This is a genomic window from Bradyrhizobium sp. B117, from assembly GCF_038969555.1.
In the GTDB taxonomy this organism is placed as follows: domain Bacteria; phylum Pseudomonadota; class Alphaproteobacteria; order Rhizobiales; family Xanthobacteraceae; genus Bradyrhizobium.
Genome location: NZ_CP152414.1, coordinates 7,479,632 through 7,500,347, shown reverse-complemented (window position 1 = coordinate 7,500,347; position 20,716 = coordinate 7,479,632). Strand labels below are relative to the sequence as shown.

Genomic DNA, 20,716 nt, shown 5'->3' with positions numbered 1-20,716 from the left:
GCAGGCGGTGGTTCCTCTATGTCAGTTGTGTAAAGCCGGAAGACGGCGATGGTTCCTGGACTTTACCCTGTCGTCGGCCCGCGGCGCCGAGGCTATGGCTGACCTGATCCGCCGGCGGATCCATACACCTGACCGGTCGCGTAGCTTGCATCCGCCGCGGCCAGTTGCACGTAGATGGAGGCGAGCTCGGCAGGTTGGCCGGGGCGCCCGAGCGGTGTCATGCCGCCGAACTTCTCGAGCTTCTCCATCGATGCGCCGCCGGAGACCTGGAGCGGCGTCCAGATCGGGCCCGGCGCGACGCCGTTGACGCGGATGCCCTTCGAGGCGAGTTGCTTGGCCAGCGACTTCACGTAGTTCATCGTCGCCGCCTTGGTCTGCGCGTAATCATAGAGCTCCGGAGACGGATCGTAAGCCTGCTCGGATGTCGTGCCGATGATGCACGAGCCCGGCTTGAGATGCGGCAGCGCCGCCTTGATGATCCAGAACGGCGCGTAGATGTTCGTTTTCATGGTCGCGTCGAAATCCTCCGACGAAACGTCGAGGATCGACTCGCGGCTCTGCTGGCGCGCGGCGTTGCAGACGACGATATCGAGCCCGCCCAGCTGCTGCACGGCCTGCTCGACCAGCGTCTCGCAGAATGCCTCGTCGCGGAGATCGCCAGGGATGGCAACGCCGCTGCGCCCTTCTTTCTTGATCAGCGCGATCACGTCCTGTGCGTCCGCCTCCTCGGTCGGGAAATAGTTGATGGCGATGTCGGCGCCCTCGCGCGCATAGGCAATTGCGGCGGCGCGGCCCATGCCGGAATCGCCGCCGGTGATCAGCGCCTTGCGGCCGGCGAGGCGGCCGGAGCCCTTGTAGCTGGTCTCGCCATGATCGGGGCGCGGCTCCATCTTGCCGGCAAGACCCGGCCAGGGCTGTGACTGCTTCTTGAACGGCGGCTTCGGATAGCGGCCGACGGGGTCGATCAGCTTCTGCTCGGACATGGATGTATCTCCTTTCGCTGACGAAGACGCCAGCGAAGCCGCCGCGAGCGTTGCGCTCGCGGCGTGGACGACGTGCCGGCGGGTGAATGAGGTCTTGTCTTGCTGTGTCACGATGATCTCCGCGATTTTGAGATCAATCCGCGGAGACGGGCATCGTTGCTAACCGGGAGGACGCCGGAAGGGCCGGCGTCCATCAGAAGATGGTTACTTCGACTGACCGACACTCGGCGCCTTGCCGAGCTCCTTGGCCATGTCGCGATGGTGCTTGAGCGCCGGCAGCGTCTTGCCGGCCCAGTCCTTCAGCGCGGAATTGTCGCCGCCCTTGGCGTAGCGTTCAAACAGCGACACGGCGTCCTCGTGGGCACTGACCTGGTAGGAATTGTAGTCAGAGCTGAAATCCTTGCCCGTCGCGCCCTTGAGCTTGTCGAGCTTGCTCTGATGCGAGCTGTCGAGCGCCGTCGGCAGCGTCGCCTGCACTTTGCCGTCGCTGACCAAGCCCTTCAGCTCGCCGCTGGTCTTGGTGTGGTCGGTCACCATCTGCTGGGCGAAGGCCTTCTCCTGTGCGTTGCCCTTCTGCTCGGCGAGCTTGCTCGATTCGATCTCGAACATGTCGCTGATCGCGACCTCCTTGGCAAAGTCGGCTGTGGTGGGCGCGACGCCGAGTGCCGAATTGACCCCGGTCTTCTCGCCCAGCGACTGGGCGAGCGCGGGGCCTGCAAGCAGCACGCAGGCAATCGCGATGATGGTCCGTTTCATGGTCCGATCCCTCCAATGTGGGCGCGCAGCCTCCCGCCGCGCGACGTTGCGTCGACCAACACACCGCAGGGACCGAGGTTCCTAACGGCTAATCGGTGGGGTTGCGGCCGGTGCGCGGATTGATCGGATCGGTCGGCTTGCGCCGCAGTCGCTCGGGCAGAAACGGCTCGCTTGGCGAGGCCGAAGGCTCCGCACGCACGTCGGCATGGTGTTGTGCGCGCTCGTGGGGCGTCTTGTTGTCGTTGAAGTGCTGCTTCACGTCGACGCCATCGACGGGATCGTTGACGCCATGCTGGATATCGCGGAAGTCGCTCATGGTTCACTCCTTTCCGGGCAGGATGGTTTCGAGCACCTGCCGTGCCGCGCCCTTGATGACGCTGCTCTCGTTCGGATCGCCCTTCATCAGCGCGAGCGAGAAGTTCTTGGCCTGCTGCAGCGTGATGTGCGGCGGCAGCGGCGGCACCTCGGGATCGGTCTTCACCTCCAGCACGACGGGCCTCTCGCTCGCCAGCGCCTGATCCCAGGCCGAGCCGATCAGCTGCGGACTATCCACGAAGATGCCGGTGAGGCCGATCATCTCGGCGAAGCGGGAATAGGACACGTCGGGAATGCGCTGCGAGGCCTCGAACTTGGGATCACCGTTGATGATGCGCTGCTCCCAGGTGACCTGGTTGAGATCCTCGTTGTTGAAGACGCAGACGATGAAGCGCGGGTCGCGCCAGGAGCGCCAGTATTTGGCGGCCGTGATCAGCTCGGCCATGTTGTTCATCTGCATCGCGCCGTCGCCGACCAGCGCGATCACCGGCCGGTCCGGATGAGCATATTTCGCGGCGAGCGCATAAGGCACTGCGGCGCCCATCGAGGCGAGGCCGCCGGAGAGCGAGGCGATCATGCCGCGGCGCATCTTCAGATCGCGCGCGAACCAGTTGGCGCAGGATCCGGAATCGCTGGTGACGATGGCGCGGTCGGGCAGGCGCGGGGACAATTCCCAGGCGACCAGTTGCGGATTGACCGGCGCGGCCGGCTGATGCGCGCGGTCGTCCAGCGTCTTCCACCATTTCGCGACGTCGTCCTCGATGCCCTTGCGCCAGGCGGCATCGGTCTTGGGTGCGAGCCTCGGCAGCAGCGCACGCAGCGTCTCGGCGGCATCGCCGACGAGGCCGACCTCCATGGGAAAGCGGATCGACATCATGCTGGCGTCGATGTCGATCTGCACGCCGCGCGCGGCGCCTTCTTTCGGCAGGAATTCGGCATAGGGAAAGGCGGAGCCGACCATCAGCAGCGTGTCGCAGCCCATCATCATGTTGTAGCTGGGCTCGGTGCCGAGCAGGCCGATCGAGCCGGTCACCCATGGAAGGTCGTCCGGCAGCGCGGCCTTGCCGAGCAGCGCTTTGGCGCAGCCGGCCGACAAGCGGTCGGCGACCGCGATGACCTCGTCGGTCGCATGGAGCGCGCCGGCGCCGATCAGCATCGCGACCTTCCTGCCGGCGTTGAGCACCTCCGCGGCGCGGTCGAGGTCGGCGTCGCGCGGCATGATGCTGGGCGAATTGTAGCCGATGCCGGAATGCAGTGTCCCGTGCGCACGGGGCGGCGTTTCGTAGGGTTCCTCCTGGAGATCGTTGGGGAGGATGATCGCTGTGGGGGCGCGTCGAGCCAGTGCGGTCCGCACCGCGCGATCGATCAGGTGCCGCACCTGCGCGGGCGAGGACGCCTGCATGACATAGGCGCCGGCGACATCCTTGAACATCGAGACCAGGTCGAGTTCCTGCTGGTAGTTCCCGCCGAGCGCATCGCGCGCCTGCTGGCCGACGATCGCCAGCACCGGCTGATGATCGAGCAGCGCATCGTAGAGGCCGGTAATGAGATGCGAGGCGCCGGGGCCGGAGGTCGCGATGCAGACGCCGAGCTCGCCCGAGAACTTCGCATAGGCGGTTGCCATGAACGCGGCCATCTCCTCGTGCCGCGCCTGCACGAAGCCGATCTTGCCGTCCGCCCGGTTCAGCGCGCCGAACACTCCGTTGATGCCGTCGCCGGGATAACCGAACAAGTGCCGCACGCCCCATTGTTGCAGGCGCTGGATGATGAAGTCGGAGACGGTCTGGGACATCGAGGCGGCTCCCGGTTTCCTTCGCGGTGACGTTAGAGAACCGCGCGTTTCCGGCGATGTTCCTGATGTTGCGCAGGTTGCGTGCCGGAACGATCGCTTGCCTGTGCGGTTGATTCACACATTGGCTGAGTGGAGAATTGACATGCTGAATCAAGGCGAACTGGACCGCAGCGAGATGGGCCGGTTGATCGGCAGCGACAAGGTCGAGGGAACATCGGTCTATGGCGCGGATCGCAACCGGATCGGCTCGATCGAGCGCGTGATGATCGACAAGGTCAGCGGCAAGGTGTCCTACGCCGTGCTCGGCTTCGGAGGCTTCCTGGGGCTCGGCAATGATCACTATCCGTTACCCTGGCAGTCGCTCAAATACGACACGGAGCTCGGCGGCTATGTCACCGGCATCACCACCAAGGAACTGGAAGGCGCGCCGAAATACGGCGATAGGAGCGACTGGAACTGGGGTGATGACGCCGCGGTTCGCGGCATCAACTCCTATTACGGCGTTCCCTTCGCGTAGGAGCCAGCGAAGGAGCCTGCGATGAGCAAGGAACGACCCAACGACGATCCCCGGCAGCAGAACGATTGGGGTTCGCACAGTCAGACGGACACGCCCTGGAAGGGCACTCCGGAGAAGGAGCAGGGGTCGGGCAAGGTGAAGCCCGATCTCGAGAAATGGCACGAGACCAAGACTCACTGAACCAAGGCGCACTGAACCAAGTGCGCCACACCGGCACTTCAGGCAAGCGCGGCACCGAGAGTGCCGCGCTTGTTCTTTGAGCCGTGCAATCACGAATGACAGTGAGCTTCTTCAAGCCGGAACCATGCCTCAGTGCTGCGGTTAGGCTCGCAGCGCGCGAGTTGCTCTTCTCTGCTCTCCCGCCGGTTTAGTTCGCAAGATTCGCAAGAAAGGTGTTCACCGTGGATGCTCAGACACGGCAGCGCGATCCGTCCGCGGAGCAGCCGCAGAGGGCAAAGGAGGCTCCGAAAACCCCTCCTGATCAGACCCGCGACGCCGACGGCCAGAAGTCGGCGAAGACACCGTCGTTGCGCGACCGGCTGCGTGAGCATTGGCTGCTGGCAACCGTCGGCACCGTCGTGCTGATCGCGGCCCTCATCGGCGGCGCGCTCTATTGGCTCGAGGTCCGCCACTACGAGTCCACCGACGACGCCTTCGTCGCGGCGCGCAGCTTTTCCGTGGCCTCGAAGGTCGGCGGCTACGTGACCGACGTGCCGGTCAGCGACAACCAGCATGTCAGTGCCGGCGATCTGCTGGCGAAGATCGACGAGCGCGACTACCGGATCGCAGTCGATCAGGCCACGGCTCAGGTTGAAGTCTCCAGGGCCAACATCGGCAACGTCGAGGCGCAGATCGTCTCACAGGAGGAGCAGATCAAGCAGGCCCAGGCGCAGCTCGATCAGGCGCAGGCCCAGCTCCAGTTCGCGCAGGAGGAGTTCAAGCGCGCAGAAGATCTCGTCGAGAAGGGCGCCGGCACCGTGCAGCGCCAGCAGCAGACACGCTCCGACCTTCAGGCGCAGCAGGCCAACACCGAGCGCGCCAAGACCGCGGTCACGACCGCACAGGTCGGCATCAAGACGCTGCAAGCCCAGCTCGCAGGCGCCAAGGCACAGCTGGAGCAATCGCAGGCGCAGCTCGATCAGGCCAAATTGAATTTGCAGTACACCAATGTCGTCGCTGCGCAGTCCGGCCGCGTGGTGAAGCTGTCAGGCGCCAAAGGCACCTTCGTCACCGCAGGCCAGAGCCTGATGATGTTCGTGCCGGACGAGGTCTGGATCGTCGCCAACTACAAGGAGACGCAGCTCAACGACATGCGTCCGGGCCAGCCGGTCGAGGTCCGCATCGACGCCTATCCCGGCCGCAAGCTGACTGGCCATGTCGATTCCGTGCAGCCAGGCTCCGGCACCGCGTTCAGCCTGCTGCCGGCGGAGAACGCCACCGGCAATTACGTCAAGGTGGTGCAGCGCGTGCCGGTGAAGATCGTGGTCGACAACTGGCCGGCCGATCTGCCTGTCGGTCCCGGCATGTCGGTCGTGCCCTGGACCAGGGTGCGATGACGGACGCCACGCAAGCGGGCGCCGGAGGCTGGTCGCCGGAGCGCTCGGCGGCCGGCGGGCACAATCCCTATCTGATCGCCTTCGTGGTCTCGATCGCGACCTTCATGGAGGTGCTCGACACCACCATCGCCAATGTCGCGCTGCGTCACATCGCCGGCGGGCTCGCGGTGGGCCTCGACGAGAGCACCTACGTCATCACCAGCTATCTCGTTGCGAATGCCATCGTGCTGTCGATCTCGGGCTGGCTCTCGACCGTGATCGGCCGCAAGCGCTTCTACATGATGTGCGTGGCAACGTTCACGGTGGCATCGCTGCTGTGCGGCTTTGCCTGGAATCTGGAGGCCCTGGTGCTGTTCCGGATTCTCCAGGGTCTCGGTGGCGGCGGCATGGCGACCAGCGAGCAGGCGATCCTCGCCGACTCCTTCCCGCCGCACAAGCGCGGCCAGGCCTTTGCGATCTACGGCGTTGCCGTCGTGGTCGCGCCGGTGATCGGTCCGACGCTCGGCGGCTGGATCACCGACACCTACAGCTGGCACTGGGTCTTCCTGATCAACGTGCCGATGGGCCTGCTCTCGCTGTTCCTGGTGGGCACGCTGGTCAAGGAGCCCTCGGGCGCGGAGGAGGAGAGGCAGAAACTGCTGAGCAGCGGGCTGCGGGTCGACTATGTCGGCTTCCTGCTGGTCGCGATCGGTCTCGGCTCGCTCGAATTCGTGCTCGACGAAGGCCAGCGCAACGACTGGTTCGGCTCGAACATGATCATCGTCTTCGCGGTGCTCGCGGCGGTCTCCCTGCTTGCGCTGATCCCGTGGGAGCTGACGCGCGAGGACCCCATTGTCGACCTCCGCCTGCTCGGCCGCCGCCAGTTCGGCGCCTGCTTCCTGGTCATGCTCGGCACTGGCGCGGTGCTGATCTCGACCACGCAGCTTTTGCCGCAACTGCTCCAGACCGAGCTGAACTACACGGCCACGCTGGCCGGTCTCGCGCTGTCCCCCGGCGGCATGGCGACGCTGGTGCTGATGCCCGTGGTCGGCCGTCTCGTCAGCACCGTGCAGCCGAAATATCTCATCATGTTCGGCGCCGCGATTGTCGCGTTCTCGATGTGGCATCTCACCGGGCTCAGCGGCGACATCACCTACGGCTATGCGGCCCTCTCGCGCATCTTCCTCGCGATAGGTCTTCCCTTCCTGTTCCTGCCGGTGACGACCGCCTCATATGACGGCGTGCCGCCGGACAAGACCAACCAGGCTTCTGCCTTGATCAACGTCGCGCGCAACATCGGGGGATCCATGGGCGTTGCGCTGGCGCAGTCCATTCTGGCGCAGCGCCAGCAATTCCATCAGAGCCGTCTGATCGAGCACGCCGCACCGTCCGACCTCGGTTACCAGCAGACCATCGACGCCATGACGCGCTACTTCCAGGCGCAGGGCTCGAATGCGAGCGATGCGGCGTCACAGGCGGTGGCCTGGGTCGGCCGCACCTTGCAGCAGCAGGTCGATTTCCTCGCCTATATCGACGTGTTCTGGACGCTTGCGATCGTCGCGGTGCTGATGATCCCCACCGCGGCGGTGCTGCGGCCGATCGATCTGCATGCGCCGGCGCGGGGGCATTGAGTTCGTGGGTATTTGACGGCTTTATGCTGGGATTATAGCCTCCGGCCCAATCACGTGTCTTCGGAGGAGGAGGCGACCTTGCCCAAGCGAAACGCGACAGCGGCCGTGATCGGCGCCGGCGATTTCATCGGTTCGGAGATCGCCAAGAAATTCGCCGCAGAGGGCTTTTCGATTTTCGCCGGCCGCCGCAACGGCGACAAGCTCGCGCCGCTGGTGAAGGATATCGAAGCTGCCGGCGGCGAGATTCACGCGCGCTCGCTCGATGCGCGCAAGGAGGAGGAGGTCATTTCATTCCTCGAGGATGCCGACAAGCTTGCACCGCTCGAAGTCTGCATCTTCAATGTCGGCGCCAACGTCAACTTTCCGATCCTCGATACCACCGAACGCGTCTTCCGCAAGGTCTGGGAGATGGCCTGCTATTCCGGCTTCCTCGCCGGCCGTGAAGCGGCGCGGCTGATGCTGCCGCGCGGCGGCGGCAACATCTTCTTCACCGGGGCGACCGCGAGCTTGCGCGGCGGTAGCGGCTTTGCTGCTTTCGCCAGCGCGAAGTTCGGTCTGCGCGCAGTGGCGCAGGCGATGGCGCGCGAGCTTGGCCCGAAGAACATTCACGTCGCCCATCTCATCATCGATTCCGGTGTCGACACCGAATGGGTGCGGCAGCGCCGGCTCGAAGCGCTTGGCCCCAATGCGCTCGACAATCCCGATCTGCTGATGCCGCCGTCGGCCGTCGCCGACTCCTATTGGCAGCTCTACCGGCAGCCGAAGAGCGCCTGGACCTTCGAGATGGAGATCCGCCCGTTCGGAGAGAAATGGTGACCGCGGCGCAAAAGTCCGGCTAGACTGAAATCAACCTGATCAAATTCCGGGAGGAGGACTTACGTGAAGACCGCGATTACCGAACTGTTCGGCGTCGAGCACCCGATCATCCAGGGCGGCATGCATTTCGTCGGCTTTGCCGAGCTGGCTGCCGCCGTCTCCAATGCCGGCGGGCTCGGCATCATCACCGGTCTCACGCAAAAGACGCCGGAATTGCTCGCGAAGGAGATCGCGCGCTGCCGCGACATGACCGACAAGCCGTTCGGTGTGAACCTCACCTTCCTGCCGACCTTCTCGGCGCCGCCTTATCCGGAATACATCGCAGCCATCGTCGAAGGCGGCATCAAGGCCGTGGAGACCGCGGGCCGCAGCCCCGAACAATACATGCCCGCGCTGAAAGCCGCCGGCATCAAGGTCATCCACAAATGCACCTCGGTGCGGCATTCGCTGAAGGCCGAGAAGATCGGCTGCGACGCCGTCAGCGTCGATGGTTTCGAGTGCGGTGGCCATCCCGGCGAGGACGACATTCCGAACATGATTCTGCTGCCGCGCGCGGCCGAGGAATTGAAGATCCCGTTTGCGCCTCCGGCGGCATGGCCGATGGGCGCAGCCTCGTCGCGGCGCTCTCGCTCGGTGCGGCCGGCATGAACATGGGCACGCGCTTCATCGCCACCAAGGAAGCGCCGGTGCATCAGAACGTGAAGAACGCGCTGGTCGCCGCCACCGAACTCGACACCCGCCTGATCATGCGCGCACTGCGCAACACCGAGCGCGTCCTCAAGAACGCCAATGTCGACCGCCTGCTCGAGATCGAGCGCGAGAAGGGCGCCAAGCTCACCATCGATGACATCCACGACCAAGTCGCGGGCGTCTACCCCAGAATCATGCTGGACGGGCAGATGGACGCGGGCGCCTGGAGCTGCGGCATGGTCGCAGGGCTCATCCGCGACATTCCCACCTGCAAGGAACTCGTCGATCGCATCATGAGCGAGGCGGAAACCATCATCCGCAGCCGCCTGATGGGGTTCCTGGACGGGACAGGTGCGACGCGAAAGGTCGCTTGAGACCGTCAAACTTCTTAACCACGGCGGCAATTGGCCGCTGGAATTGCGCGAGACGCCTCCTAAATAGGGGTAAATTACCCCTCTAATCATTCAATTTCAGGAGGCGTCCGTGGTCCTGAAAAGCGTGCCTTTTGCAGCCATTGTCCTCGTGCTCGCATGGGGCGGTCTCGCACGCGCTGACGACTACAAGCCCGACGAATATCTCAGCCTCGACCTCTCCAAAGCCGTGCTGTCGCCGAAGCGGCTCGGACCCGAGACGCAGTTCGCGCCAGTGGCGCTCCAGGCCAAGGGCGGCAACGAGGCGCAGGCCCGTGTCGAGCCGATGGATGTGCCGAAGAAGGTCGCCGCCGAGCGTGTGCACGTCCCCGAGCCGAAGGTCGCGCATGCCAGGAGCGCCCAGCCGCGCGGTGCAGCGCGCACCAAGCTAGCACATCGCCGCGGCAATCCGCTCGACGCGCAGGCGATGGACACCCGCATCCAGACCTGGCCGTGCCGCTCCGGCGGCATCTGCAACTGGAAGCATTAGGCGCGCTGTCGCTGTGTCTTTACCTCGCCCCGCTTGCGGGGAGAGGTCGGAGTTCGCGCGTAGCGCGGATTCCGGGTGAGGGGGTACAGGTCCCGCGACGATCGCACGTGTGGATGGAGCCCCTCACCCCAACCCTCTCCCCGTAAGAACGGGGCGAGGAGTGGACCGCCGCTGCGGCTCCCGTTCAATGCGTCATCTCCGCGTCGCAAAACCGTAGGCGTGGAGTCAAGAAACCGTAAGCTTGGAGTCAAGGAGCGCAGGCACCTTCCGTCGCGATTCGACGAAGGTCTCCTGAATGGCATCGCTCCGCGCCTCGCGCGCATGGACCCGGCGGCAATTCCTGGTCCGCTCCGCCTCCAGCCTCGCCATCGCCGCGCTTGCGAAGCCCTCGATCAGTCGCGCCGCCGATCGCCCGCAGATCGCGGGCGGCATCCAGTCGGGCGATGTCTGCGATGGCTCCGCCGTGATCTGGGGGCGCGCGGATCGGCCTGCGCGCATGCAGGTGGAGTGCTCCACTGTCGAAAGCTTCAGGACAATCATTGCATCCGCCTCGCGCGACGCGCTGCCCGATGCCGACTTCACAGCAAAGCTGCAGCTCGACGATCTGCCGGCGGGGCAGGACATCTTCTATCGCGTGCGCTTCGACGACATCGCGACAGGCATCGCCGGCGAAAGCCGCATCGGCCATTTCCGCACCGCGCCGGCGGCCGGCCAGTCGATCTCGTTCGTGTGGTCCGGTGACGTCGCCGGGCAGGGCTGGGGCATCGACGTCTCGCGCGGCGGCTATCGCAGCTATCGTACCATGCTCGACAACCACCCGGATTTCTTCATCCATTCCGGCGATCACATCTACGCCGATTGCACGATTCCCTCCGAGCAGAGGCTGCCGAACGGCGAGATCTGGCGCAATGTGGTGACCGAGGAGAAAGCCGAGGTCGCACACACGCTGGCGCAGTTCCGCGGCAACTACAAATACAACCATCTCGACGAGCACTTTCGAGCCTTCCATGCGCACGTGCCGATGTTCGCGCAGTGGGACGATCACGAGGTCACCAACGACTGGTCGCCCATCGGCAGCTACGATGACGCCGGCTTCGAGGACGACGGCACCCCGCGCCTCGTCGCACGCGCTCGCCGCGCCTTCTTCGACTTCATGCCGATCCGCGACATCGGCACGAGCAAGGGCCGGGTCTATCGCAAGATCGGCTACGGCCCGCTGCTCGACGTCTTCATGATCGACATGCGCAGCTATCGCGACGAGAGCTGGAACAAGGGCGACGATCATCGCGGCTGGATTCTCGGCGCCGAGCAGCTCGCCTGGCTGAAGCGGGAGCTCGCCGCCTCGCGTGCGACCTGGAAGGTGATCGCGGCCGACCTGCCCATCGGCCTCGTCAGTCTCGATGCCGTCGCGCTTGGCGACGGCGCGCCCGACCGGCGCGAGCACGAGATTGCCGATCTGCTCAGTGCGATCAAGCGCGCCGGCGTGCGCAACATCGTCTGGCTCACCGCCGACATGCACTACACGGCGGCGCACTATTACGATCCGAACAAGGCGCAGTTCCAAGATTTCGAGCCGTTCTGGGAGTTCGTCTCCGGCCCGCTGCATGCCGGCAGCTGGGGCCCGGGCGAGCTCGACAACACCTTTGGCCCGGTCGCGATGTACCAGAACGGATGCAGCGCGGCGCAGGGCAACAACCTAGCGCCGTGCTTCGGCCTCCAGTTCTTCGGCCGCGTCGACATCGACGGCGCCAGCGGCGTGATGACCGTGACCTTGAAGGACGTCGACAACCGCCACCTCTGGTCGGTCGACATCGTGCCGCAACCCCAGGCGCGCCCTGCTGTGGTGGCGCAGCATTCGTGAGGGGGGCGGCTCTGCGCCCCGGTCGTCATGCCCGGGCCTGTCCCGGGCATCCACGTTCTTCGCGCGGCGAGGCGTGGATGGCCGGGACAAGCCCGGCCATGACGTTGGGGAGGCACTGCGCGCCCCGAGGCCTAACCCGATCTTGATTGGCTGGCGCGCGCCTCACGCGCTACACTGCCCGCTCCCGCCACTTCTTTTCCATCACCGAAGAGTCTGTCCCCCGCGGTCCCACCGCGTGTCTGGCGGCATGAAAGACGTCAGGAGTTAGCTCATGGATCATCTGAAGACACAGGGCATCAGCATGCCCAAGCTCGGCCTCGGCACCTTCCGCATGCAAGGCGACGTCTGCCGCGCCGCGGTCGAGAGCGCGGTTGCGATCGGCTATCGCCACATCGACACCGCCGAGATGTATGCCAACGAGGAAGCCATCGGTGCCGCGCTTGCCGCGGCCCGGCTGCCGCGTGGCGAGCTGCACGTCACCACCAAGGTCTGGCACGAAAATCTCAGCCCCGACGCCATCCGCCGGGCTTTCGACGCCAGCCTGACCAAGCTTCGGCTCGATCACGTCGACCTCTACCTCGTGCACTGGCCATCGAAGTCCGCGAACTGGGGCGCGGTATTCGAGACCCTGATGAAGCTGAAAGAGGAGGGGCGCACGCGGGCGATTGGCGTTGCCAATTTCACCACGGCGCTGCTCAAGATCGCGGTCGAGGACATCAAGGCGCCGATCGCCTGCAACCAGATCGAATATCACGCGATGCTCGATCAATCGAAGGTGCTGGCCTATCTCAACGGCAAGTCGATCCCGCTGGTCGCCTATTGCCCGCTCGCGCAGGGGCGCATCGCCTCGGATCCGGTGCTGGCAGAGATCGGCGCCAAGCACGATGCGACCGCAGCCCAGGTCGCGCTGAAATGGCTGCTCGACCAGAACGGCGTCGCCGCAATTCCGAAAGCCTCGCGCCGCGAGAGCCAGCAGGCCAATCTCGACGCGCTGAAGATCACGCTCGACGATGCCGACCGCAAGAAGATCGCCGCGCTGCCGAAGGACAGGCGCTGCGTCAATCCGGGCTTTGCGCCTGCCTGGGATTAGTAGGCCGAGGCAGCCACTGTTTACCCTCTCCCCTTGCGGGAGAGGGTGGCTCGCCGCGAAGCGGCGAGACGGGTGAGGGGTATCTCTCCGCGCATGAATCTCTTGCGTTGGAGTTTCGCTGAGGCAACCCCTCATCCGGCGCTTTGCGCCACCTTCTCCCGCAAGGGGAGAAGGAAGAAAGCACACAAAGAAATGGCCCCGTGAGGGGCCATTTCCTCGTTGCGTTGCGCATTAGTCCCAGTGATGACGATGGCCGCGCTTGATCACGACGACCCGGTCGCGATGGTGCCAGCCGCGATGCCAGCCGTGGTCGCGATGCATGCCGTATTCGGCGCGCGCGCCGTACAGGCCGTTATGATGACCGCGCTTGACCACCACCGTCTCGGCGCTGGCCAGCGTCGGCGCCGCGATCACGAGCGCACCGAGGGCCGCAACCACATAACCAAGCTTCTTCATGATGTCCTCCTCCAATCGAATGCAAATCTAAACCGCGCATTCGCATGAACGTTCCGGAGGAACGGGAAGAGATTTCTGAATGGATATTCAGACAGAGTGATTCGAGAAGATCATGTTCGGACGCAATGGTTAATCGCAGTGCTGCTGCGCCGGCGTCGGCTCGCCCGTGCCGACGTATTTGCCGTCCCTGATCGTGTACACCCCTCGCTCGCTGCGATTGTAGATCGCGCGCAAGCCGCCGTCCTTCAACAGCAGCAGGCCGAACTCGCGCGTCTGCTGCATCGAAGGGAAGTACACCATCACATTGAGCAGGCCTTCGGCGTTGATCGTCGCCGACACGACCTCGTTCTCGTCCTTGGCTTCGCCAAAATTGCGCCGGTACATCACCCGGCCGTCCTTCCGGATTTCGTAAGTGAGTCGCGCGCCCTTCTCTCGGTCGGGCCTTGCTGCGCAATCGACAGCCCATGAGCCGAGCAGGCCCCATTGCTCGACCGTTACCGCCAGCGTCTCTGCGCCGGCCGTGGACGCGAACGCAATCCATAGCACCGCCGCCGTGGTCCAGCGGCTGAGACAACGCGTCATATCCTGGAAAACCCCGCCTCGAATAGTTCCAAAGTGTAGCATCCCGGGCGCGATCGTCCACGCCGGCTGCCGATCGCGCGCGAATTTGATCCGCGTCAATGAGGCCGGTCGCGTCGGGCGTAGGATGGCGCTCCCGAAGGCGATGCGTGGTGAGAGCGATGCTGAATCAAGTCATGGATTTCGCGGGCGAGGTGCTGCCGGGCAGCTGCGCCGTGCCGCCTTATTCCGAGGCCGCGTTTCTGGCCGAGCTCGGCGAGCGCTTGAGAACCTCGCGCACGCGTTGCGAGCTGTCGCGCCGGGAGCTGGCCCGCCGCTCCGGCATTTCCGAGCGCTACATCGCCCAGATCGAGGCCGGCAAGGGCAACGTCTCGATCGTGCTGCTGCTGCGGCTGGCCGCCGCGATCCACGGCAGCCAGCCCCAGGCCGCCTAACGCTCCAGCTTAGGCCCGCTTCTCCACATTGGCGCTGCGGGCCGGCACGCCGAACTCCTTGCGGCAGACCTCGGCCAGCACGGCGACGCCCTCGCGGATCTGCTGATGCGAGGGGCTTGCAAAGCACAGCCGCAGCCGCGAGCTGGAATGGCTCTTGTTGGTCGACCATTCCGGCCCCGGATTGATCGAGACGCCGGCGGCGAGCGCAGCCTGATACAGTTTTAGCGTATCGACCTGATCGGGCAGCTTGACCCAGAGGAAGATGCCGCCCTTCGGCTCCTCGAATTCGGCCGCCGTGCCGAACTGCTCGTTCAAGGCCTCCATCAACGTATCGAGCTTGGTGCGCAGCGCCTTCGTCAGCGCCGGCACGTGGCTCGCAAAATGCGGCTTGCAATAGGCCGCGAGCACCATCTGCTCCAGCGCGCCGGAGCCGGCATCCGTCTTCAGCGCCAGCATCCGTGACATCACATCCCAGGGCGCCACGATGAAGCCGACGCGCAGCGCCGGCGCGATCGACTTCGAGAACGAGCCGATATGGATCACGCCGCCGTTCGGGCTCATCGCGTGGATCGCGGGCGGCCGCTGTCCCGACCAGACGAGGTCGGCATAGCAATCGTCCTCAAAGATCGGCACGCCGTACTCGGTCGCGAGCCGTACCAGCTCGGCGCGGCGGCTCTCCGGCATGATGGTGCCGGTCGGGTTCTGCACGGTGGGGATGGTGTAGATGTATTTGGGACGAATGCCGCGGCTTTTCAGATCGGCCAGCGTCGAGGCCAGCACGTCCATGCGCATGCCGTCCTTGTCGAGCGGGATGCCGACCACGTTGACACCGAGCCGCGCCAGGCGGGTCAACGAGCCCTGGTAGCTATCCTGCTCGAAGATGACGGTGTCGCCGCGCGCCAGGAGCGTGTTGTTGACGAGGTCGAGCGCCTGCAGCGAGCCGGACACGATCAGGAGATCGTCGACGGTGCAGTTGATGCCGGCATCGCGCTTGAGTTTCGTCACGAGGAACTCGCGCAGGGGCAAATAGCCTTGCGGGCCATGCGCCAGTCCGTAGGTGGCGAGCGAGCGGCCCTCGCGTTGCAGGGCCGAGTTCGTCGCCTCGATCAGGCCATCGAGTGGCAGTTGCTCGGAATCGTTATTGCCGCCGACAAAACTGTATTTGGCAAGGCCCGTCCAGCGCGCAGAAGGGGCCGGCAGCCCTGCGGGAAACAGGGGGGCGAAATCGAAGCTGGACGTCATGGGGCGTTCCTCGTTTCTGTTCTTGTTGAGCAGCCGGCATTGCGCCGGCCAGCCTTGTTTCTTCTTGCCGGTCGCCCGGGAGAGGCGGCCTTACTTCTTGCCGGCCGTCCTGGTCGGACGGCCCTGGCTGATGAAAGCGTAATGCGCATTGGCGACGCCGCCAACCATCAAGGCCTCGACCACCGGCTCGGCGATCTCGCCCGTTGCGGCCCAGTCGACGAGGAAATTGGCCCCGGTCCCGCCGCGCACGTCGTCGGTCGCAATGAAGATCGAGACGGTGGCGAGGGGCTTGAGCGCGACTGGCGCCTTCAGATAGGTCTCGACCTGCTTGCCCGCGGTGTCGAAATAGGCGATGCGTTTGACCACGAGTGCTTGCGTCTCGGAGGCGTTGTGTACGCTCAGGGTCACCGAGAAGTCGACACGCAGCTTGCCCTGGCTCATCGCAACGCTGGAATAGGCCGGCACGTAGAACCCGCCGGAGACGGCCAGGTCCTCCTTCGGCAATGCGGTGAGCGAATCGGCAAAGGCCTGCTCGATATTGACCTTGGGCTGAGCGATTGCAGGCGCGAACGAACCTAGTAAGGCTATCAGCCAGAGCACGATCCGCATGTGACGAATTGCTCGCTTGCCGCGCTGCACTCGGTCACTAGGGTGCGGCAAAACGGACCGATTTGGCATGCACGAGCTCATTCGCGACATCACTCTTTGTATCCTGTTTGCCTGGATGCTGGGCCTTTTGGCCCATTTCTCCCGGCAACCGCTGATCCTGGCCTACCTTATCGCCGGCTTCTGCATAGGTCCATTCGGCGCCGGCTGGGTCAAGTCGCAGGAATCGATCAGCGTCATCTCCGAGCTCGGCCTGATCTTCATGCTGTTCATGATCGGGCTCGAGATCGACCTGAAGAAGATCGTGCGGGCGGGCAAGGTGATCCTGTTCGCGGCGGGGGGCCAACTGCTCGGCGGCTGCCTGCTCGGGATGCTGTTCTTCGTCGGCATCGGCCTGTCGCTCGGCGGCGGCCATTTCGATGCGCTCTATCTCTGCGTCGCCTGCGCGCTGTCGAGCACGGTCATCATCGTCAAGGTGCTCTACGAGAAGCGCGAGCTCGACACGCTGCCGGGCCGCATCACCCTCGGCGTGCTGGTGCTCCAGGACATCTTCGCCATCCTGTTCCTGGCGGTGCAGCCGAGCCTCGCAAACCTGGAATTCAGCGTCATCCTGCTCTCGATCGGCCGCGTCGCGGTGCTGGTCGCCGCTGCGCTCCTGGTCAGCCGCTACGTGCTGCCGCGTCTGTTCCACCAGATCGCCCGCCGGCCCGAGCTGATCCTGCTCGGCGCGCTGGCCTGGTGCTTTCTCGTCGCCGAGACCGCCGAGCGGCTGTCGCTGTCGCGCGAGATGGGCGCGCTGATCGCCGGCGTCTCGCTCTCGACCTTTCCCTACGCACTCGACGTCACCGCCAAGGTCACGACGCTCCGGGACTTCTTCATCACGCTGTTCTTCGTCGCGCTCGGCATGACCATTCCCGTGCCCGGTCTCTCCGTGATTGGGCTCGCGCTGATGATCGCGGCGTTCACGGTGGTGAGCCGGCTCGTCACCACCTTCACCCCGCTCTATCTGATGAAGCAGGGCCTGCGCGCCAGCCTGCTGCCGGCACTCAACCTCGCGCAGATCTCCGAGTTCTCGCTGGTGGTGATCCAGACCGGCGTCACCGACCACCACATCGCGCCCGAGACGGCGAATGCGGCCTCGTTCGCCTTCGTGGTGCTGGCGGTGCTCTCGACCTTCGCGATGAGCCGCAGCGACGAGATCACCCGCTGGGCGATCGGCCCCCTGAAGCGGATCGGCCTGAAGGACCTCGACGACGGCCAGACGCGCGGCGAGGAGGGCCACGAGGGCGGCCATGGCGAGGCCCGCCGCATCGTCATCCTCGGCTTTTTCCGCGCGGCGAGCGCGCTGCTGGCCGAGATCGAACGGCAGACACCAGTGCTGCTCGAGCAGATCACGGTGGTTGATTTCAACCCCAATGTGTACCAGACGCTGCTGTCGCGCCGCCTGCACGTGATCTATGGCGACATCAGCAATGTCGACACGCTGCTCCATGCCGGCATCGCCAAGTCCGAGATGATCATCCTCAGCGTGCCGGACTCGCTGCTCAAGGGCGCCACCAACGAAAAACTGGTCCGCCACGTCCGCGCCCTCAACCCGACCGCCCTGATCGTGGCCACCGCCGACCTCCTGGCCGATGTCGGCGAGCTCTACGAGGCCGGTGCCAGCTACGTCACCGTGACCCGCCTCAGCGACGCTCATGAGCTGTTTACCGTGATCGAAGCCGCCCAGGCCGGGCTTCTGGCCGACAAGCGCGCCGAGCTTGACCTGCGGCTCGGCGAGCGGCGCGAAGTGCTGCCCTGACGGCGGTCTTCCCCCTGGGCCATCCGCGCCTATATCGCTGGTATCCGCGGTGCAAGCCTGAAAGCCGCGGGCAGGCCCGCGAGCCGGAATATGCGGTTGCGTCCAGGACACTAGCGCCCCGGCCGAAGTCCGGCTAAGCCTCCCGCTCATAACCGATAGAGATTGGGACATGCCCGATAGCGTTCAGGAAGTATTGCAAGCCTTTGCCCGGGGCGAGCTCGTGGTCGTCACCGACGACGAAGACCGCGAGGGCGAGGGCGATCTGATCGTCGCCGCCTCGCTCTGCACCGCCGAGAAGATGGCGTTCATCATCCGCCACACCTCCGGCATCGTCTGCGCCCCCGTGACCACCGAGGACGCCCGTCGCCTGCGGCTCGATCCGATGGTCGCCCACAACGATTCCGCGCACACCACCGCCTTCACGGTTTCGATCGACTACAAGCCCGACGGCGGCACCGGCATCTCGGCCGAGGAGCGCGCCTCGTGCTGCCGTGCGCTGTCCAATCCCAATGTCGGCGCCCACGACTTCGCCCGTCCGGGTCATATCTTCCCGCTGATCGCCAAGGATGGTGGCGTGCTGCTGCGGTCCGGCCATACCGAGGCCGCCGTCGATCTCTGCAAGCTCTCCGGCCTGCCGCCGGTCGGCGTCATCAGCGAACTGATGAACGACGACGGCAGCGTGATGAAGGGCGAGCAGGTCGCGCAGTTCGCGGCCAGGCACAAGCTCAAGCACGTCACCATCGCCGACATGATCGCCTACCGCCAGGCGCGCGAGAAGCTGATCGAGCGGGTCTCGACCTTCGTCACCGAGAGCCCGATCGGCCCCTTGCAGGGCTACGCCTACCGCTCGCCGTTCGACTCCATCGCCCATGTCGCCTTCGTCTACAACGGCGTCGGCGACGGCAAGAACGTGCTGACGCGCTTCCACAAGCCGAACATCGTCAAGGACACCTTTACCGGCCACAAGCGCATGGCGGCGGTGCTCGAGCATTTCAAGAAATCCGGCCGCGGCGTGCTGGTCTATCTGCGCGACGGTGCGGCCGGTGTTCCCGTGTCGCCGCTGCCGGACGAGTCTTCGACGGAGGCCGACCGCAACCGCCAGTGGCGCGAAGTCGGCGTCGGCGCGCAGATCCTGCGCGATCTCGGCGTCACCTCGATCCGCCATCTCACTTCCTCGGTGCACGACTACAAGGGCCTGTCGGGCTTTGGCATCGAGATCGTCGCCAACGAGCAGCTCGAGAGTTGACACGCAGTGTCGTTCCGGGATGGCGCTGAAAGCGCCAGACCCGGAATCTCGAAGCGGCGAGCAAAGGGATTCCGGGTCTGACGCTTCGTAACGGCCCGGAATGACCGAAACCAGGATGCAATTGCACTTGTTGCCGCGGCGCTTTAATTTGTCGGGCAATTATTTGACGGAACCAGACGCGAAAGGACGTTTCATGAGCGTGCGCCCTCAAACCAAGGACAAGCCGGCTGCGGCTTCCTTCCAGTGGGACGATCCGTTCCTGCTCGACGAGCAACTCACCGAAGACGAGCGCATGGTGCGCGACACCGCCCGCGCCTACGCCCAGGACAAGCTGCTGCCGCGCGTTTCCAAGGCCTATCTCGAAGAGAAGACCGACCGCGAGATCTTCAACGAGATGGGCGAGCTCGGCCTGATCGGCATCACGCTGCCCGAGGAATATGGCTGCGCCAATGCGAGCTACGTGGCCTACGGCCTCGTCGCGCGCGAGATCGAGCGTGTCGACTCCGGCTATCGCTCGATGAACTCGGTGCAGTCCTCGCTGGTGATGTACCCGATCTACGCCTATGGCGATGAGAACCAGCGCAAGAAGTACCTGCCGAAGCTTGCCAGCGGCGAGTGGGTCGGCTGCTTCGGCCTGACCGAGCCCGACGCCGGCTCCGACCCGGCCGGCATGAAGACTCGCGCCGAGAAGGTCTCGGACGGTTATCGCCTGACCGGCAGCAAGATGTGGATCTCGAACGCGCCGATCGCCGACGTGTTCGTGGTCTGGGCCAAGTCGGCCGAGCATGACAACCAGATCCGCGGCTTCGTGCTGGAGAAGGGCATGAAGGGCCTGTCCGCGCCGAAGATCGGCGGCAAGCTGTCGCTTCGCGCCTCGATCACCGGCGAGGTCGTGATGGACGGCGTCGTGGTTCCCGAGGGCGCGCTGCTGCCGAACGTCTCCGGTCTGAAGGGCCCGTTCGGCTGCCTCAACCGCGCCCGCTACGGCATCTCCTGGGGCGCGCTCGGCGCCGCCGAGGACTGCATGCACCGCGCGCGTCAGTACACGCTCGACCGCAAGCAGTTCGGCAAGCCGCTCGCCGCAACGCAGCTGGTGCAGAAGAAGCTCGCCGACATGGAGACCGAGATCGCGCTCGGCCTCCAGGGCTCGCTTCGCGTCGGCCGCCTGATGGACGAGGGCAAGTTCGCGCCCGAGATGATCTCGATCATGAAGCGCAACAATTGCGGCAAGGCGCTCGACATCGCCCGCACCGCGCGCGACATGCACGGTGGCAACGGCATCTCGATCGAATACCACGTGATGCGCCACGTCCATAACCTCGAGACGGTCAACACCTACGAGGGCACCCACGACGTCCACGCGCTGATCCTGGGTCGCGCGATTACGGGCATTCAGGCGTTTTTCTGAGCGCCACGAATTCCGTGGTCGTTGTTTTTGCTCAGCTGTCATCGTCCGCGAAAGCGGA

The 20,716-nt window shown here is 65.0% G+C and carries 20 protein-coding genes and 1 pseudogene; 13 read left to right on the top strand and 8 right to left on the bottom strand.

Annotated features, from left to right (window positions below; all coding sequences use genetic code 11):
• Window positions 1–92: 92 nt before the first annotated feature.
• The 4 genes from AAFG16_RS36285 to AAFG16_RS36270 all read right to left on the bottom strand — a co-directional run bounded on the left by AAFG16_RS36285 (window position 93) and on the right by AAFG16_RS36270 (window position 3,846).
• Window positions 93–983: an SDR family oxidoreductase gene (locus tag AAFG16_RS36285; RefSeq protein WP_342733059.1), complete on the bottom strand. Its 891-nt coding sequence runs from the start codon at window positions 981–983 to the stop codon at window positions 93–95.
• Window positions 984–1,187: 204 nt separating this feature from the next.
• Window positions 1,188–1,739 carry a DUF4142 domain-containing protein gene (locus AAFG16_RS36280; RefSeq protein ID WP_342733057.1) on the bottom strand — a complete coding sequence of 184 codons (552 nt, stop codon included), beginning with the start codon at window positions 1,737–1,739 and terminating at the stop codon, window positions 1,188–1,190.
• Window positions 1,740–1,827: 88 nt separating this feature from the next.
• On the bottom strand, window positions 1,828–2,055 hold the full coding sequence (locus tag AAFG16_RS36275) for a hypothetical protein (protein ID WP_027558261.1): 228 nt from the start codon (window positions 2,053–2,055) through the stop codon (window positions 1,828–1,830).
• Window positions 2,056–2,058: 3 nt separating this feature from the next.
• Window positions 2,059–3,846, bottom strand: a complete 1,788-nt coding sequence (locus AAFG16_RS36270) for a thiamine pyrophosphate-requiring protein (protein WP_342733052.1) — start codon at window positions 3,844–3,846, stop codon at window positions 2,059–2,061.
• Between the two features lie 142 nt (window positions 3,847–3,988).
• On the opposite strand from AAFG16_RS36270, the gene AAFG16_RS36265 reads away from it, so the two are divergent.
• The 9 genes and pseudogenes from AAFG16_RS36265 (at window position 3,989) to AAFG16_RS36225 (ending at window position 12,886) form a co-directional block, all read left to right on the top strand.
• Window positions 3,989–4,363 carry a PRC-barrel domain-containing protein gene (locus AAFG16_RS36265; RefSeq protein ID WP_342733050.1) on the top strand — a complete coding sequence of 125 codons (375 nt, stop codon included), beginning with the start codon at window positions 3,989–3,991 and terminating at the stop codon, window positions 4,361–4,363.
• A gap of 21 nt (window positions 4,364–4,384) precedes the next feature.
• A complete protein-coding gene (locus AAFG16_RS36260; protein WP_167336523.1) occupies window positions 4,385–4,543 on the top strand; it encodes a hypothetical protein in 159 nt (52 codons plus the stop codon).
• 221 nt (window positions 4,544–4,764) lie between these two features.
• Window positions 4,765–5,919 (top strand): HlyD family secretion protein, encoded by a 1,155-nt coding sequence (locus tag AAFG16_RS36255; protein ID WP_342733048.1) that lies wholly within the window; start codon window positions 4,765–4,767, stop codon window positions 5,917–5,919.
• The gene (locus AAFG16_RS36250; RefSeq protein WP_342733046.1) at window positions 5,916–7,529 is read left to right on the top strand and encodes a DHA2 family efflux MFS transporter permease subunit; all 1,614 of its coding nucleotides are present in this window, start codon (window positions 5,916–5,918) and stop codon (window positions 7,527–7,529) included. Before AAFG16_RS36255 ends, AAFG16_RS36250 begins: the two co-directional genes overlap by 4 nt.
• A gap of 78 nt (window positions 7,530–7,607) precedes the next feature.
• The gene (locus tag AAFG16_RS36245; RefSeq protein ID WP_342733044.1) at window positions 7,608–8,345 is read left to right on the top strand and encodes an SDR family oxidoreductase; all 738 of its coding nucleotides are present in this window, start codon (window positions 7,608–7,610) and stop codon (window positions 8,343–8,345) included.
• A gap of 63 nt (window positions 8,346–8,408) precedes the next feature.
• Window positions 8,409–9,409 (top strand): annotated as a pseudogene (locus AAFG16_RS36240) (nitronate monooxygenase family protein).
• A 109-nt stretch (window positions 9,410–9,518) separates the two neighbouring features.
• Window positions 9,519–9,935 carry a hypothetical protein gene (locus AAFG16_RS36235; protein WP_342733042.1) on the top strand — a complete coding sequence of 139 codons (417 nt, stop codon included), beginning with the start codon at window positions 9,519–9,521 and terminating at the stop codon, window positions 9,933–9,935.
• A 295-nt stretch (window positions 9,936–10,230) separates the two neighbouring features.
• A complete protein-coding gene (locus tag AAFG16_RS36230; protein WP_342733040.1) occupies window positions 10,231–11,796 on the top strand; it encodes an alkaline phosphatase D family protein in 1,566 nt (521 codons plus the stop codon).
• Window positions 11,797–12,067: 271 nt separating this feature from the next.
• Entirely contained in the window at window positions 12,068–12,886 is an 819-nt protein-coding gene (locus tag AAFG16_RS36225) for an aldo/keto reductase (protein WP_283081185.1), read from the top strand.
• 231 nt (window positions 12,887–13,117) lie between these two features.
• On the opposite strand, the gene AAFG16_RS36220 is transcribed toward AAFG16_RS36225, so the two are convergent.
• Both AAFG16_RS36220 and AAFG16_RS36215 read right to left on the bottom strand, forming a co-directional pair.
• Window positions 13,118–13,342, bottom strand: a complete 225-nt coding sequence (locus AAFG16_RS36220) for a hypothetical protein (RefSeq protein WP_283081184.1) — start codon at window positions 13,340–13,342, stop codon at window positions 13,118–13,120.
• A 129-nt stretch (window positions 13,343–13,471) separates the two neighbouring features.
• Window positions 13,472–13,924: a hypothetical protein gene (locus tag AAFG16_RS36215; RefSeq protein ID WP_342733036.1), complete on the bottom strand. Its 453-nt coding sequence runs from the start codon at window positions 13,922–13,924 to the stop codon at window positions 13,472–13,474.
• A gap of 158 nt (window positions 13,925–14,082) precedes the next feature.
• Between AAFG16_RS36215 and AAFG16_RS36210 the strand changes: the two genes are divergently transcribed.
• Complete coding sequence (locus AAFG16_RS36210) at window positions 14,083–14,355, top strand: helix-turn-helix domain-containing protein (RefSeq protein ID WP_283081182.1); 273 nt, start codon at window positions 14,083–14,085, stop codon at window positions 14,353–14,355.
• A gap of 9 nt (window positions 14,356–14,364) precedes the next feature.
• On the opposite strand, the gene AAFG16_RS36205 is transcribed toward AAFG16_RS36210, so the two are convergent.
• Both AAFG16_RS36205 and AAFG16_RS36200 read right to left on the bottom strand, forming a co-directional pair.
• Complete coding sequence (locus AAFG16_RS36205) at window positions 14,365–15,597, bottom strand: PLP-dependent aminotransferase family protein (RefSeq protein WP_283081181.1); 1,233 nt, start codon at window positions 15,595–15,597, stop codon at window positions 14,365–14,367.
• A gap of 90 nt (window positions 15,598–15,687) precedes the next feature.
• On the bottom strand, window positions 15,688–16,206 hold the full coding sequence (locus AAFG16_RS36200; RefSeq protein ID WP_342733032.1) for a DUF3124 domain-containing protein: 519 nt from the start codon (window positions 16,204–16,206) through the stop codon (window positions 15,688–15,690).
• Between the two features lie 67 nt (window positions 16,207–16,273).
• On the opposite strand from AAFG16_RS36200, the gene AAFG16_RS36195 reads away from it, so the two are divergent.
• From AAFG16_RS36195 to AAFG16_RS36185, 3 genes are all read left to right on the top strand, one after another.
• On the top strand, window positions 16,274–18,004 hold the full coding sequence (locus tag AAFG16_RS36195) for a cation:proton antiporter (protein WP_342733030.1): 1,731 nt from the start codon (window positions 16,274–16,276) through the stop codon (window positions 18,002–18,004).
• Between the two features lie 169 nt (window positions 18,005–18,173).
• The gene (gene ribB / locus AAFG16_RS36190; RefSeq protein WP_283081178.1) at window positions 18,174–19,250 is read left to right on the top strand and encodes a 3,4-dihydroxy-2-butanone-4-phosphate synthase; all 1,077 of its coding nucleotides are present in this window, start codon (window positions 18,174–18,176) and stop codon (window positions 19,248–19,250) included.
• Between the two features lie 193 nt (window positions 19,251–19,443).
• A complete protein-coding gene (locus AAFG16_RS36185) occupies window positions 19,444–20,658 on the top strand; it encodes an acyl-CoA dehydrogenase (protein ID WP_342733028.1) in 1,215 nt (404 codons plus the stop codon).
• Window positions 20,659–20,716 lie beyond the last annotated feature (58 nt).